The organism is Ruegeria sp. SATB045 (assembly GCF_059613525.1).
This window is the reverse complement of record NZ_JBXWSR010000019.1, coordinates 262924-277761: the sequence shown is the minus strand read 5'-3', so window position 1 is coordinate 277761 and position 14838 is coordinate 262924. Positions and strand designations below refer to the sequence as shown.

General features: G+C 57.8%; 17 protein-coding genes. 6 read left to right on the top strand and 11 right to left on the bottom strand.

Features of this window, described 5'->3' with window-relative positions; genetic code table 11:
• Positions 1-26: 26 nt before the first annotated feature.
• The 7 genes from AC2FNR_RS06805 to secG form a co-directional block, all read right to left on the bottom strand.
• Positions 27-803, bottom strand: a complete 777-nt coding sequence (locus AC2FNR_RS06805) for an ABC transporter ATP-binding protein (protein ID WP_170750574.1) — start codon at positions 801-803, stop codon at positions 27-29.
• 125 nt (positions 804-928) lie between these two features.
• On the bottom strand, positions 929-1681 hold the full coding sequence (locus AC2FNR_RS06800; RefSeq protein ID WP_480845172.1) for a phosphate/phosphite/phosphonate ABC transporter substrate-binding protein: 753 nt from the start codon (positions 1679-1681) through the stop codon (positions 929-931).
• Entirely contained in the window at positions 1678-2115 is a 438-nt protein-coding gene (locus AC2FNR_RS06795; RefSeq protein ID WP_496848487.1) for a tellurite resistance TerB family protein, read from the bottom strand. The genes AC2FNR_RS06800 and AC2FNR_RS06795 overlap by 4 nt, the downstream gene beginning before the upstream one ends.
• 20 nt (positions 2116-2135) lie before the next feature.
• Entirely contained in the window at positions 2136-2585 is a 450-nt protein-coding gene (locus AC2FNR_RS06790; protein ID WP_170352760.1) for a tellurite resistance TerB family protein, read from the bottom strand.
• A gap of 123 nt (positions 2586-2708) precedes the next feature.
• Positions 2709-3485, bottom strand: coding sequence for an isocitrate lyase/PEP mutase family protein (locus AC2FNR_RS06785; protein ID WP_496848486.1), 777 nt, complete (start codon positions 3483-3485; stop codon positions 2709-2711).
• 94 nt (positions 3486-3579) lie between these two features.
• The gene (gene pyrG, locus AC2FNR_RS06780) at positions 3580-5223 is read right to left on the bottom strand and encodes a CTP synthase (RefSeq protein WP_480867258.1); all 1644 of its coding nucleotides are present in this window, start codon (positions 5221-5223) and stop codon (positions 3580-3582) included.
• 161 nt (positions 5224-5384) lie between these two features.
• Positions 5385-5750 (bottom strand): preprotein translocase subunit SecG, encoded by a 366-nt coding sequence (gene secG / locus AC2FNR_RS06775; protein WP_170353144.1) that lies wholly within the window; start codon positions 5748-5750, stop codon positions 5385-5387.
• 150 nt (positions 5751-5900) lie between these two features.
• On the opposite strand from secG, the gene nthA reads away from it, so the two are divergent.
• From nthA to AC2FNR_RS06750, 5 genes are all read left to right on the top strand, one after another.
• Complete coding sequence (gene nthA, locus AC2FNR_RS06770) at positions 5901-6515, top strand: nitrile hydratase subunit alpha (protein ID WP_496848485.1); 615 nt, start codon at positions 5901-5903, stop codon at positions 6513-6515.
• The gene (gene nthB, locus AC2FNR_RS06765) at positions 6512-7189 is read left to right on the top strand and encodes a nitrile hydratase subunit beta (protein ID WP_496848484.1); all 678 of its coding nucleotides are present in this window, start codon (positions 6512-6514) and stop codon (positions 7187-7189) included. The genes nthA and nthB overlap by 4 nt, the downstream gene beginning before the upstream one ends.
• On the top strand, positions 7186-7524 hold the full coding sequence (locus tag AC2FNR_RS06760; RefSeq protein ID WP_496848483.1) for a nitrile hydratase accessory protein: 339 nt from the start codon (positions 7186-7188) through the stop codon (positions 7522-7524). Before nthB ends, AC2FNR_RS06760 begins: the two co-directional genes overlap by 4 nt.
• A 213-nt stretch (positions 7525-7737) precedes the next feature.
• The gene (locus AC2FNR_RS06755; protein ID WP_496848482.1) at positions 7738-9033 is read left to right on the top strand and encodes an adenylosuccinate synthase; all 1296 of its coding nucleotides are present in this window, start codon (positions 7738-7740) and stop codon (positions 9031-9033) included.
• Positions 9033-9275: a DUF2842 domain-containing protein gene (locus tag AC2FNR_RS06750; RefSeq protein WP_170352767.1), complete on the top strand. Its 243-nt coding sequence runs from the start codon at positions 9033-9035 to the stop codon at positions 9273-9275. The genes AC2FNR_RS06755 and AC2FNR_RS06750 overlap by 1 nt, the downstream gene beginning before the upstream one ends.
• A gap of 7 nt (positions 9276-9282) precedes the next feature.
• On the opposite strand, the gene AC2FNR_RS06745 is transcribed toward AC2FNR_RS06750, so the two are convergent.
• A complete protein-coding gene (locus tag AC2FNR_RS06745) occupies positions 9283-9846 on the bottom strand; it encodes a GNAT family N-acetyltransferase (RefSeq protein WP_170750590.1) in 564 nt (187 codons plus the stop codon).
• Between the two features lie 185 nt (positions 9847-10031).
• Positions 10032-11729 (bottom strand): hypothetical protein, encoded by a 1698-nt coding sequence (locus AC2FNR_RS06740; RefSeq protein ID WP_496848481.1) that lies wholly within the window; start codon positions 11727-11729, stop codon positions 10032-10034.
• A gap of 153 nt (positions 11730-11882) precedes the next feature.
• Between AC2FNR_RS06740 and AC2FNR_RS06735 the strand changes: the two genes are divergently transcribed.
• Positions 11883-12560, top strand: a complete 678-nt coding sequence (locus AC2FNR_RS06735; protein WP_496848480.1) for a thiamine diphosphokinase — start codon at positions 11883-11885, stop codon at positions 12558-12560.
• Here AC2FNR_RS06735 and AC2FNR_RS06730 read toward each other — a convergent pair.
• Together AC2FNR_RS06730 and AC2FNR_RS06725 are read right to left on the bottom strand one after the other, a co-directional pair.
• The gene (locus tag AC2FNR_RS06730) at positions 12505-13419 is read right to left on the bottom strand and encodes a DMT family transporter (protein ID WP_496848479.1); all 915 of its coding nucleotides are present in this window, start codon (positions 13417-13419) and stop codon (positions 12505-12507) included. The genes AC2FNR_RS06735 and AC2FNR_RS06730 overlap by 56 nt on opposite strands.
• Before the next feature lie 45 nt (positions 13420-13464).
• Complete coding sequence (locus AC2FNR_RS06725; protein WP_496848478.1) at positions 13465-14838, bottom strand: L-serine ammonia-lyase; 1374 nt, start codon at positions 14836-14838, stop codon at positions 13465-13467.

Genomic DNA, 14838 nt, shown 5'->3' with positions numbered 1-14838 from the left:
CTCCCCAGTTTGGTCCTGTCCGTTTATTAGGCCGCCTGTGTGGCGGATAGAAAGCCCTGAAGTCTCTTGGATTCAGGGGTGGTGAAGATGTCCTCCGGCAGACCTTCTTCTTCGATGAGGCCCTGATGCAGAAAGACGACATGGCTTGAGATATCAGCCGCCATCTTCATGTCGTGGGTCACAATGATCATAGTACGCCCCTCGGCGGCGAGATCCTTGATCACCTTAATTACTTCTTGCTCCAACTCGGGGTCCAGCGCCGATGTCGGTTCGTCAAACAACAGGGCTTCAGGCTCCATGCATAGCCCGCGCGCGATAGCAGCGCGCTGTTGTTGGCCGCCAGAAAGCTGGGCCGGGTAGACGTCGCACTTGTCGCCAATGCCCACTTTTTCCAGATACTTGCGGGCGCTGTCCTCAACCTCGGCCTTGTCACGCCCCAAAACGGTAACAGGGGCTTCCATCACGTTTTGCAGAATGGTCATGTGAGACCACAGGTTGAACTGCTGGAAAACCATCGACAGGTTCGTGCGGATACGCAGAACCTGCTTAGGGTCTGCGGGTCGGCGGTGATGGTCGCTACCTGTCCAGCGCACGGGTTCGCCCTTGAACAGAATCTCACCCTGCTGACTGTCTTCCAACAGGTTGCAGCAGCGCAGCAAAGTGGACTTCCCGGACCCGGACGAACCGATAAGCGATACGACGTCGCCCCGTCTTGCCGTAATATCCACCCCTTTCAGCACCTCAAGATTGCCGAAACTCTTGTGTAGGTTTTTGATCTCGATGACCGGAGTGGAATCTGTCACGGGCGACCTGAGTGTTGTTGGTGTTGGTGCGGTACTAGGGCTTAAATTTCAGCTCAATGCAATGCGCAAATGACACGATTGGGGGGCGAAGCCGTCAAATTGACCAGACGTTCTGGTCAAATCGGTCAGGGAATAAGCTGCTTGACCATGTTCGGAGAGGGGTTTGGAATAGCAAGATAGTCTTGCGCAGGTATGGTGATCAGGTCCAGCAGATGCAGAGCATTGCGGTCGCGGGGCGGCAGAGCGTTGATTGCGTGTCGGACAGCTTTGGCGACAGCGGTCGCGTCCTGTGTGCCCGAGGTGACATAGGGCAAGGCAGGGGTTGGTTCTGTCGCGTCGACATCGCGCAGTTCCGTTCCCAGTTTTGTGTGTTCTTTCAGCATCAACCACGTGAGCGCATCCAGTGCCGCAAAATCGGCTTCGCCTTCAGCCACAGCGCGGGCCGACATGGCGTGAGATCCGGTTTCCAGACCGGACAGAGGACACAATCCCATTTTTTCAAGATGAACCAAGGGGCCTGCCCAACCGGACTGAGACGTCGTCTCGTTATAGGCAAAGGTACCTCGGGAAAGGTCAGCAAGCCCGCGTGAATCCCGTGCGCGTGCCACAAATACCGATCGATAATGACCCGGTGGACAGCCAGACAGACCATAATCGGGCGTACCAACCAACTGAACGTGACCATATAGCCGCGTGCGAAAAGGCATACCGCAGGCCTGCGCGAACAACAAGTCAGGGTTTAGCCAGATATCCCAGGGTTCCGCATCGCGCGTAAGTTCAACCGGGCCGTAACCCAAAGCTGAGCGAATCAACGACCAGTAGCGGTCGTTGGCCGGCCGCAAGCTGGGCAAGTCGTACATGCCCAGCGCAGCGATCACGACTTGGCAGCCTTCTGTCGGGCAAGCGCCGAGTCTACGTCACTGACGCCCAAAAGATTTACCACAAGCCGTAAGAGCGAATCTTCTTCACCCGTCCGGTGTCCATCCGCCAAAGCAACCGACCACAAGGCGTGAACGACCGCGAGCCGGTCATCATAGGCAACGGCTTCTTTAATGGCACGTGTAAAACGCACAGTGTCCGGTGCCTCGGCTTCAAGATCTTCGGCACGGGCGCGCAAACCGGCGGCCTCGAAAGGGGACAGGCCATAGCGTTCCATGGATATCCGGTCGATGCGGGACATCTCGCTATCGGCATAGTCATTGTCAGAACGTGCGATCCGCACCAAAAGGGCCGTAAGCGCCAGGCGCGCATCATGATCGGGCAGCGGATCGGGCTGCGGGTTTGTCAGGCGGGACAGAAAATCACTAAACATGCGCCAGATATAAAGCGCCGTCAGGTCTCTTCCAAGCGTCTTTGCACGCGGCCACGGGCGGCTTGGCTGTCATTATAGCTTAGACCCATCGCAATCCGGGCCTCTTCGACGATTTTCATTTCGCCTTCGTCCGAGCTGCCATCGGCCAAAACGACTTCCCATAGTGCGTCTAAGGCGGCGAGACGTTCATGCAGATCGGTGGTCTCACGGATCAGCTTGCCGAATGTGTCCGTCTCAGGAGCGGCGGCGTGCAGTTTCTCGCAAGTTGCGCGAACCTTGGCGGCCTCGATCGCGTTGTGCTGATATAACCGCGCCAGAATGCGGTCGATCAAGCTGATTTCTTCCAGCTTATAGTCCCTATCCGCCTGCGCTACGCGCACCATCAGCGCCCCTAGCGCAAGCTCTGCATCAGGGTCAGGCAAATTGTCGTGTTGTGGCGGTCGGAACGCCTGAAAAAACTTTTTCAACATATCGCGAGGTTATTCCATATTTGGTAGCCCGCCAAGCACGGACTACCTGTCATAGCCATCCGTGATCATCAGACCACCATTGACGATCACAATACGCGAAAAAGCGCCAACAAAGCTCGGTTTTCAGCCGCCTTGCTGTAATGCCGCGCTTGCTTGTTCCTGCAACCATCCCAGCATTTGGCGATAGGGCACGGGGCCATGGCTGATACGTGCCACACCAAGCGAGGACAGAGTCGCCGTATCAGGTGTTCCGGGCAATGCGATAATGTTCACCGGCAGTTCGGTCGATTCGCAAAGCCGAGCGATCAATCCTTCGTCCTTAAGACCCGGTGCGAAGAACCCGCTTGCCCCTGCATCTGCGAAGGCACTGGCCCGTGCAATGGCTTCATCCAACATCGCATTGTCATGCTCTTCTGGCTTGGCCTTCAAAAACAAATCTGTGCGGGCGTTGATGAAAGCCGGAACGCCTGCCACGTCGCTTCCTTCACGCATCGCAGCCACCCGCGCGGCCTGGGTTTCAATGTCATAAAGATCATTGGTTCCAACAATTTGATCTTCGAAGTTAAAGCCGACGATCCCAGTCTCCAATGCACGCTGGACGTTGGCCGCAATTGCTACAGGGCTTTCGGCATAGGCACCTTCGAAGTCCAAGGTCACAGGCAAATCGACAGCTGAGACGATGCGACTGACATTGTCCAGCGCAAAGTCCATCGGGATATTCTGACCATCGCCGAACCCTTGAGCCATTGCGACCGGTGCACTGCCTGTCGCAATTGCCTTGGCACCGGCATCGCGCACGGCACCGGCGCTACCAGCGTCCCAGATATTGTAAAGGATCACCGGTGTGCCTTTTTGGTGCAGGGCAGCGAAACGTTCCGCTTGTTTGATCTGATCGGTCATGGCCGGTCTCCTGTCTCGTGTTCCACGGACAGTTAACCCTGTAAACAGGTGTTTCGAACAGAAAAATCCGAAACACCCGTCACGTTAAGGTGACTTAAACCAAGCGAGAAGTGTCCTTGGCCGCGCGGACGAAATCGCGAAACAAAGGGTGCGGATCAAACGGCTTCGACTTGAGCTCGGGGTGATACTGAACGCCGATGAACCACGGGTGATCGGACCACTCGACAATCTCGGGCAGACGGCCATCGGGCGACATGCCCGAGAAGTTCAAGCCCGCTTTTTCAAGTTGTTCGCGATATTTGATGTCGACCTCATAGCGGTGACGGTGGCGCTCCTCGATATTTGTGCCGCCGTAGACTTCTGCTACCTTTGACCCCTCGGCCAGAACCGCATCATAAGCGCCCAGACGCATGGTGCCGCCCTTGTCGTCACCCACTTTGCGTTCGACCTTGTGGTTGCCCTGCACCCATTCTTTCAGGTGATAGACAACTGGCTCAAAACGCTTTTTCCCGGCCTCATGGTCGAATTCCTCGGACCCGGCTTCGGTGATGCCCGCAGCGTTGCGGGCGGCTTCGATCACGGCCATCTGCATTCCCAGACAGATACCCAGATAGGGGACTTTATGCTCGCGGGCATATTGCGCCGCTTTGATCTTGCCCTCGGTTCCACGTTCGCCAAAACCACCGGGCACGAGGATGGCGTGGAAGCCCTCAAGATGCGGGGCGGCGTCTTCAGTATCGAAGACCTCGGCATCGACCCATTCGACCTTGACCTTGACGCGGTTGGCCATGCCGCCGTGGGTCAGCGCCTCGGCGATCGACTTATAGGCGTCTTCCAACTGAGTGTATTTGCCGACGATGGCGACCTTGACCTCGCCCTCGGCGTTGTGGATGCGGTCGCTGACATCTTCCCACTTCGCCAGATCGGGCTTGGGGGCCGGGCTGATCTGGAATGCATCAAGAACCGCCTGATCCAGACCTTCGCGGTGATAGGCCAGCGGCGCATCATAAATGGTCGACAGATCCTGCGCTGCAATCACGCTGTCGGAGCGCACGTTGCAGAAAAGCGCCAGCTTTTCACGTTCTTTCTTCGGAATCGGGCCTTCCGAGCGGCAAACCAGAATGTCGGGGGCCAGACCGATCGAACGCAGTTCCTTGACCGAGTGCTGGGTCGGTTTGGTTTTCAACTCGCCCGAGGCCTTGATGTAGGGCAGCAGCGTCAGGTGCATAAACATGCACTGACCGCGCGGCTTGTCCTGACTGAACTGACGGATGGCCTCAAAGAAGGGCAGACCCTCGATATCGCCCACGGTGCCGCCGATTTCACAAAGCATGAAATCGACCTCATCCTCGCCAATGGCAATGAAATCCTTGATCTCATTGGTGACGTGCGGGATCACCTGAATGGTCTTGCCTAGGTAGTCTCCGCGGCGTTCTTTCTCGAGCACATTCGAATAAATCCGACCCGAGCTGACCGAGTCGGTCTTGCGAGCAGCAACACCTGTGAAACGTTCATAGTGGCCAAGGTCCAGATCGGTCTCGGCCCCGTCATCGGTGACGAACACTTCGCCATGTTCAAAGGGCGACATCGTGCCGGGGTCAACGTTCAGATAGGGGTCCAGCTTGCGCAGGCGAACCGAATAGCCTCGCGCCTGCAACAAAGCGCCCAAAGCCGCCGAAGCCAGCCCCTTGCCCAAGGACGAAACCACACCACCGGTGATGAAAATAAAACGCGCCATGTTGTTCGGCTAGCTCCCGTGAGACGTCAAAATCAGCTGCCCGACGGTTTACGAAAAACCGCTGCATCACGGGACTTCACACATAAAGGATTCGCGCCCAAAGCGCAAGAGAACCGCAAGATGCTGTTGCAGTTCTCTTTCAGATTTCTAGGTTTTGTGGATCAGTTCGCTTGCGGGATCAGCGGCGCGTTGTCGCCCTGCGCCGGAGGCAGCAGATCATCTGCCGACGGAACCGCCGGTGTGCTTTCCTCGACCGGGGCAGGCGCCGGAACGCCCAGACGGTCGATGACCGAGCTGCCCGAGGATTTTTGCGCGGCGAGAATGGTCAGCGTGATCGAGGTGACGATAAAACACGCTGCCAGAATCCATGTGACCTTGCCCAACGCGGTTGCTGCTGCGCGGCCGGTCATGGCGCCGCCACCGCCGCCACCCATACCCAGGCCACCGCCTTCGGACCGCTGCATCAGAACAACGGCGATCAGGCCCAGAGCCAGAAGAAGATGGATGATGAGAACGACGTTTTCCATGGTGGTCCTGTACAGCGTGGCGTGTATCGCGTGGTACTTATGCAAGTTTGGTTCCGGGGGCAAGTCAGGACTTTGCATCACACCCCATGATGTGTCCTATCACAGCAAAGGGACTGGACAGATCGGCGAAAGCTGGCGCACCCTGCCGCCATGCCTCATGACGATCACGACCACCCGCACGCCCTTTTGCCACCCGAACCCGCTCTGCGCGTCAAGGCGCTGGAGACGATTCTGACCCGCAAAGGGTTGATTGATCCGGAGGCGCTGGATGAGATCATTGATACCTACCAGAGTAAGATTGGCCCTCAGAACGGGGCACGGGTTGTTGCAAAGGCTTGGCTGGACTCGGATTTCAAACGTGCTTTGATTGAAGACGCCACGCCCGTTGTCGCCGATCTTGGGTTCTATGGCCGTCAGGGCGAGCATATCTTGGTGGTCGAAAACACGCCCAAACAGCACAACATGGTCGTTTGCACGCTTTGCAGTTGCTACCCTTGGCCGCTGCTGGGAATCCCTCCGGGCTGGTACAAGTCTGACGCTTACCGTGCCCGCGCTGTGCGCGAACCGCGTAAGGTGTTGGCCGAGTTTGGCGTTACCCTGTCGGCTGAGACAGCCGTGCGGGTTTGGGATTCAACGGCCGAGATTCGCTATCTGGTCCTGCCGATGCGCCCCGACGGCACCGAAGGGCTGGACGAGGATGCCCTTGCCGCGCTCGTGACCCGTGACAGCATGATCGGCACCGGCTTACCCAAGGTGTCCGCATGACCCGCGTGCACGACATGGGGGGCCGCTTTGGAGATGGTCCGATCAACCCCGAGCCTAACGATGCCCCGGTCTTTGCCGAGGATTGGCACGGCCGCGCGCTGGCGGTGACGCTGGCCGCCGGGTTTCTGGGTCAATGGAACATCGATACTTCTCGGCACGCGCGCGAGAGATTGTCGCCCAAGGATTATGCTCGGTTCTCCTACTACGAAAAGTGGATTTCCGGCCTTGCCGATCTGTTGGTGGAAAAGGCCGTTCTGACTCGCGAGGATTTGTCAGAGGCGGGCTCAAACGATCCGCACCCTCTGGCCGCACGGATGCTGAAGGCTGAGGCGGTGGCTACCGCGCTTGCTAAGGGCGGTCCGGCAGATCGCCCGTCGGACGTGCCGGTCGCGTTCGAGATCGGGCAACAGGTGCGCACCGCCCATCCTGCGGCCAATCGCAAGGTCGATGGCGGGCACACGCGCCTACCGATTTACGCCTCTGGCGCAACAGGGCGCATTCTGCGTCTGCATGGCACCCATGTTCTGCCGGATTCCAGCGCGCATGGTTTGGGCGAAGCGCCGGAACCTCTCTATGCGGTGGTTTTCTCGGCGTCAGAATTGTGGGCGGACCCGGAGAACCCAAGGGATGAGGTCGTACTGGACCTGTGGCAAAGCTATCTGGAGCCGGCATGACCAATTGCCCAAACCTCAGCGCCCCTGAACCTGTCTTCTCTGAGCCTTGGCACGCACAGGTTTTTGCCGTGACCGTAGCCCTGAACGAGGCCGGGCGACTCGACTGGCCCGATTGGGCAAGTATGTTCTCACGCACCCTCAAACAACACGGTCTTGAACGAGAGCTTGACGGGGGCGATGACTATTTCAACGCGTGGCTGGAGACGCTTGAGAACTTGCTTGCCGATCAGGGCACAGCGGCATTTGATGAGATATCGAACCTGCAGTCAGCATGGGAAGAAGCGTATCTGACAACGCCGCACGGGCAACCTGTGCATTTACGGCAAAGCGGGTAGGGGGCTCTGCCCCCGCCGCCCGTTCCGGGCGACTCCCCCGAGGTATTTGCGGCCAGATGAAGCAGGGGATCTGCTCTTCATCTGGCTAAAAATACCTCCGCCGGAGGCAGCGCGCGCAGCGCGGTTCAAAACTGCGGCGAATTATCGGTTTCCCTGCCGCGTTCTCCTCGCTATACGAGCGAGGTTTGATAATTCAGCGCAAAAGGACCGGGTATGGCCAATGTGGTTGTTGTCGGCGCCCAGTGGGGTGACGAAGGAAAAGGCAAGATCGTCGACTGGCTAAGCGAGCGGGCAGACGTGATCGCGCGTTTTCAGGGCGGGCACAATGCCGGGCATACTCTGGTCATCGAAGGCGAGGTCTATAAGCTGCACGCACTACCATCGGGCGTTGTGCGGGGCGGCAAGCTGAGCGTGATCGGTAATGGCGTGGTGCTGGACCCGTGGCATCTGCTCAAGGAAATTGGCACCATTCGCGCGCAAGGTGTCGAGATTTCGCCCGACACTCTGATGATTGCCGAAAATACTCCGCTGATCCTGCCGATTCATGGCGAGCTGGACCGGGCGCGCGAAGAAGCCGCCAGCAAAGGTACCAAGATCGGCACCACCGGCCGTGGTATCGGCCCAGCTTATGAAGACAAAGTGGGTCGCCGCTCTGTCCGTGTTGCTGATCTGGCCGATGAGGCGACGCTGGAGGCCCGAGTAGATCGTGCGCTACAGCATCATGATCCGTTGCGCAAAGGACTGGGTATCGAACCTGTGGACCGTGACGCGCTGATTGCGCAGTTGAAAGGGATCGCGGCGGAAATCCTGCCCTTTGCGGCTCCGGTCTGGAAAGTGCTGAATGAAAAGCGCAAAGCCGGCAAGCGCATTCTGTTCGAAGGTGCGCAGGGAGCCCTGCTGGATATCGACTTTGGCACCTATCCGTTTGTGACCTCTTCCAACGTGATTGCAGGGCAGGCCGCCACGGGTGTTGGTATCGGCCCGGGTTCGATCGACTTTGTTCTGGGCATCGTTAAAGCCTATACAACCCGCGTGGGCGAGGGTCCGTTCCCGACCGAGTTGGACGATGCAGATGGGCAGCGTCTGGGTGAGCGTGGACATGAGTTCGGCACCACCACCGGGCGTAAGCGCCGGTGCGGCTGGTTTGACGCCTGTCTGGTCCGCCAGACCTGCGCGACCAGCGGTGTGAACGGTATCTCGCTGACCAAGCTGGATGTTCTCGACGGGTTCGAGACGCTGAAAATCTGCGTCGGTTACGATTTGGATGGCGAACGTCTGGACTATCTACCCACTGCCGCGGATCAGCAGGCACGCTGCACACCGATTTACGAAGAAATGCCGGGTTGGAGCGAATCCACCGAAGGCGCGCGCAGCTGGGCCGACCTGCCAGCAAACGCGATCAAATATGTGCGCCGGGTCGAAGAACTGATCGAATGCCCGGTTGCCCTTTTGTCCACCAGCCCGGAGCGGGATGACACCATTCTGGTGACCGACCCGTTTGCCGACTGATGAGCGATAACGAGAAAACCGGCCTTAGCTATAAAGCCCGGCGGCGGTGGTCGCTGGTGCTTTTGCTGGTTGGGCTGCCACTGTACATCGTCGCAGTTGTGACTGTGGTCAACTGGTTGGACCGCCCACCGATTTGGCTGGAATTCCTGATCTACGTGGTGCTCGGTATTCTTTGGGCGTTGCCATTCAAATTCGTATTTAAGGGCGTCGGAAAAGAGGATCCGGATAATCCGTCTGAATAGGGCGGTTCTAACGGCCGCCCCTGACCTCAATTCTCGGCCAGGTCAGGATGGCCCGAGCGAGGGCGTGGTATTCGCCCGAGATTTCTTCGACCAGGCTGAAAGGCGTGGGCCATGGGGGGGTCAGGGTCGCCTCGACCTGACCCGTGACCAGTTTCAGATCGGCTTTGTGTTTAGACGCCAAGCGGCGCATTCTTTGGTTGGTCGCCAAACACATCATGTGAACTTCTCGAAACCCGCGATTTCGGGCGGCGGCAATGATCCGGGATAAAAGCGCGTCGCCGATGCCTCGGTCCTGCCAGGCGGTTTCTACGGTAAAGGCTAGCTCAGCCACCTGATTTTGGCGGTCTGGTACTGTTCGCAATTCCCCAACGCCGCGCAAACAGGAGTCGGGAAACGCACCGTACACCAAAGCACCGTCATCAAAGATCCGGCTTAGGTAAGCGTCCAGGAAGGTGCGGCTAACCGGAGCACCAAATCGCGATGCGAGTGCATCGGTGTCCAGGCTGTTGAAATGGCTTGTAACTTTCGGCGTATCGTAAATTCTTAGTCGTCGAATTGGTAGTTCATACATGGCTTAGCCTCTGCTTGAACAGTGTCTATAGGACTAGTTTCTACAGTTTCGATACTATCATTTTTCTGCACTGCAGCATAGCTGACGTTTCGTCATTCCCGCATTAATCCGCCGAGGATTGGAAAAGGCATAAAAAAGAGGCCCGAGAAAACTCGGACCTCTTTCATCTTTGTGTTTATTGGCCGTCAGCCCGCAGCGCGCTCGTCATCATCGGGTCGGAACCCGATCTGAGTAGAGGCCGCGAACCGACCACCCCCGGCTTTTTCGATTTTGCCGTCGCGCAAAAGCTGCCCAAACGAGCGTAGGCTCTCTTCTCGATTGAACTCATCCTGCTTCAATGAGCGGATTTTGTTCATAAGCTGCGGACGCGAGAATTGTTCCTGACCTTCGACAAAGGACAAGTAGGACGCTGCGGCCTCTAGAAGGTCCGGCAGGGATTGGGCACCCTGTTCCTGAGCATAAAGAGCAAATCCGCCTTCTTCGGTCGCGTTGTCTTGTTCCTGCGCTCGGACGCGGCGTGGGGTTACAGGGTCGTCAGATGATGCTTGTGTATCAACGCGCTGTTCAGCGACCAGTTTCAGTGGGGCCAGTGCCTCGGGCTGCGGACGTGTGCTTGTTACCTCAACCTCAGGGCGGCGGGGGCTGATGGACGAGGTCATATCCCGGTACTCGTCCTCATCGGCGTCCGCCAGAGTCCTTTCAGGTGCCTTGCCACTGCGTTCGGCTTCAGTCGCCGCGACGGCAGCGCGCAAATGCGAATAGGTCTCGCGCTGGTCGCTGGCTGCGGGGTCGTCCATTTGGACGTCGGCTTTGTCCATCAACCGCGACACGTCCTGGTCCATGCCGGATACGTCCGCGCCAGAGTCTGCAGCGCGCCGTGCCAGGAACTCTTCAACGTTCGAAATTTCGCTCAGCAGGTCTTCTTCGTCGTTTGCCGTCAGGAAACCTTCGGGAAGTACCTCTTCGTCTTCATCCTCATCCTCGGTCGCGGCCTCGTCATCCATGGCGCAATCGCTGAGGATGTTCACGATTTCTTCGTCTTCCTCAGGCGCATTGTCTTGAGAGGACGGTTCGTCCTGAAGATCAGTTTGTTCGAATCCGGCGGCTAGTTCGGTCTCTTCTTGTGCCTCCAGCGGTTCCTGCGCTACGGGCGGTTCGTTCACCCTCGCGGGTTCATCCATCGCAGGTTTCTGGTCTGGTTCCGCATGGTCTCCGAAGGCCGGTTCTTGTTGGAAAGCGGTGGGGTCTTCCTGTTTGGGTTCCTCCAGGGTTTCCTCGAAATCGGCACCTTGAAAATCAGGAGCTTCAGTCTCAAGAGTCGGGGTGCCTTGAGCCTCTTCTTCGAAATCCGAAGAGCTTAGGGTTCCAGCCGCAAACGCGGCCGCGACAGCGTCGCTGGGGCCGGCATCGGCATTCATCAGCGACGTTTCTTCGTCCTCGGCGTAGATGACTGTGTTTTCGTCGGTATGAGAAACCACGGCCCGAATGCGCTGAAGCTTGGCGGCAATACTGTCTGCTGCGAGTGGCTCTGCATTTGATGACGGGTCAGTTTCGGGCACAGTTGGTTCTTGCGCCCGTGCCGTGGGCGTTGGGAGCGGGGCAGAAGCGATGGGTGCGGGCGCGGGCTGATCTGTCGAGCGTAATACAAGCCCGTGATCGTCATGGCTGGCTTCGATCCGCCGCGCGGCATCACGCTGCGCAATACGCGCCAGCATTTCCGCATCCGGCTGAGGGGGCTCCGATCCGAAATAGCGATCTTCCGCAGCCAGATCGCGGAAGTACTCTGCAATCGCCTTCATCGTCTCGAAAGAGTCGTCGAAGCCTTCCAATGTGCATGAGAAGGTGCCGTAGGAAACGGTCAATACCTTGTTATTCTGTACCATCAGACGCACGTCCTTTACAAACTACGAGAGCCAACCCACCCGACAGAAGGTATAGCTGTTGACCCAGAACTATGCCCATGAACCTATCATTTTGTGGTCTCAATGTGTCCAAATCCGGGAAAAATGATCAATCTAGGAAAAAATATACCGATTGTGCGTACAAACGAGCCAGTTTTGTTGGTCGGCGGTGGACAAATCGGGCCGGAGGATCTGAATCAGACGCTGATTCGCGCCAAATGCGTCGTCGCTGCTGATGGTGGGGCAAATCATTTGATGCGATTTGGACTGGTTCCCGATGCCGTAGTTGGGGATTTTGATTCGCTTGAGGCCGTTGCAGAGGCTCAGATTCCACCAGATCGACTGTTTCGGATTTGTGAACAGGATAGCACGGATTTCGATAAGGCCCTGCGCAGCATAGATACGCCATTGGCGCTGGGCGTCGGCTTTCTGGGAGGGCGACTGGATCATCAGCTAGCGGTGCTTAACACTTTGTCTGTTAGACAAGATCGGCCTTGCATCTTGCTCGGATCGCATGAAGTCGTATTTCATGCGCCGCCTCAGATCTCGCTCAATTTAGGATCGGGCGATGTGGTTTCATTGTTTCCATTTCGGCATGTAACGGGGCGGAGTCAGGGGTTGGAATGGCCCATAGACGGTTTGCAGTTTGCTCCGAATGGGCAGATTGGGACGTCCAATCGTGCGGTGTCTGATGTGGAGTTGCAGATGGACGGGCCGGGTATGCTTGTGATGTTGCCGCGCGACGCTTTGGATCAGGTCATGCGGGCGTTTCTGTCGGGGCAGACCGGGCGCTGGCCCGCTCTCTTAGAATGACGTAAAGCCCCGAAGCGATCGTTATGGAGATGCCAACGGCGGCGATGCCGTTGGGCAGGTCACGGAAGATAAACCAGCCGAACAGGGTGGCCACCGGTATCTCAAGATATTGCATTGGGGCAAGTGTGGCCGAGGGCGCATAGCGCAGTGACCACGTCATGAACAGATGTGCCACCGTACCCAGCAGTCCAATGGCCCAAAGCAACACATACGTGTTGCCGGTCGGTGCGATCAAAGACAGTTCCCATGCACCCGCGGCGGTTCCGATCAGAAGAAACGGTAACATGATCACCGAGGCCATTACGCCAGATACCGCTTGCAGGGAAATCGGATCGGTCTGTTTGGCGATTTGCCGGGTGACCAGCATGAACAAGGCGAAAACAACAGCAACCACAAGCGGTAGCAAAGCCGCTGCGCCGACTTGCGCAAAGCTTGGCTGGATGACCAGCAAAGTACCAATGAACCCTACGATACACGCGATCAGGCGGCGCAGGCCCACTTCCTCTCCCAGCACGTATTTACCCAGCAAAAGCATGATGAAAGGCATAACAAAGACAATGGCGACCGCGTCCGCCAAAGGCAGGTATTGCAGAGACGTAAACATCGCGCTGATGCCGATGATGTGCAGAATTGTCCGCACAACCGTCAGCCGCAGCGCGCGGCCTTGCATCTTCCAAGCACGTCCAGTCAACGCAACCAGAGGTGCCAGTACCAACGCCTGAACGGCAAACCGGACGAACACCAACATGGCGACCGGTGTTGTCTCGCCCAGCTGTTTGGCCATCGCGTCGCCTGCGGGGGCGAGGATGCAAAAGCCAAGCATCAGCATGATGCCAAGAACGGGGCGATCGACTGTCATATCGATTACGCTAAGCCGTTTAAAGGGCCGATGAAAGCCGAAGCGTCAGCAGTTCGGTACGTTCACAGCAAGACCGCCCAACGAGGTCTCTTTGTATTTCTCGTGCATGTCATGGCCGGTTTGGCGCATGGTCTCGATCACCGCATCCAAGGGCACAAAGTGATGACCATCCCCGCGTAGCGCCAGTGAAGCTGCTGAGACTGCCTTGATCGCCCCAAGCCCGTTACGTTCGATGCACGGCACCTGCACCAATCCTGCAACCGGGTCACAGGTCATGCCCAAATGGTGCTCCAGTGCGATCTCGGCGGCGTTTTCTACCTGTTCGGGCGTTCCGCCCATAACCGCGCATAATCCGGCAGCGGCCATGGCGGACGCGCTGCCCACCTCGGCCTGGCATCCGGCTTCAGCCCCAGAAATCGAAGCGTTGAACTTAACCAGCCCTCCGATGGCCGCAGCAGTCAGAAGAAAGTCTTCGATGCGGCTTTCCGAGGCGCCGGGAACATGGTCAAGGTAATACCGCAATACGGCAGGTAGAACACCGGCAGCGCCATTGGTTGGGGCGGTGACTACCTGACCTCCGGCGGCGTTTTCCTCGTTCACGGCCATGGCGTAAACGCTCATCCAATCGTTGATTGTATGAGGCGCGTTCAGGTTCATGCCGCGTTCGGCCTGCAGCGCATCGTGGATACCCTTGGCCCGGCGACGCACATGAAGACCGCCGGGCAAAATGCCGTCGGTGGTCAGGCCGCGCTCGATGCAGTCATTCATCACTTGCCACAGCCGCGCAGTGCCTTTGGCAAAACTGTCTGCACAGCCGCGCGAGATTTCGTTGGCGCGCTTCATTTCGGCGATGCTTTTACCGCTGGCCTTGGCCATGTCCAGCATCTCGACCGCCGACTTGAACGGGAAGGGTACAGGAGCACCTTCGTCTGTCGCTTTGCCCTCTGCCAATTCTTCTTCGGTCAGAACAAAGCCGCCACCGATCGAGTAGAAGACCTGGCGTAGGATGACGTCGCCTTGTGCATCGGTGGCCATCAGGATCATACCATTTGCGTGGCCCGAAAGGTGATGTTCATAGTCAAAGATCAAGTCAGTCTTGGGATTGAACTCAAGCGTGGGCAGCCCCTCGGGGGAAACGCTGTGCGTTTCATGGATCTCGGCCAGCGCAGCCTCGGCCATGTCGTGGTCGTAGGTATCGGGCACAAATCCAGCGAGGCCCAGAATGGTTGCCCGGTCAGTTGCGTGCCCTACGCCGGTGAACGCCAACGAACCATGCAAAGACCCGCGCAGCCCTTTAAATTCGAAGGGCGACGCCCGCATCTGGTCTAGAAACCGCGCAGCGGCGACCATCGGCCCCATTGTGTGCGATGAAGACGGGCCGATGCCCACTTTGAACATATCGAAGACTGACAGGAACAT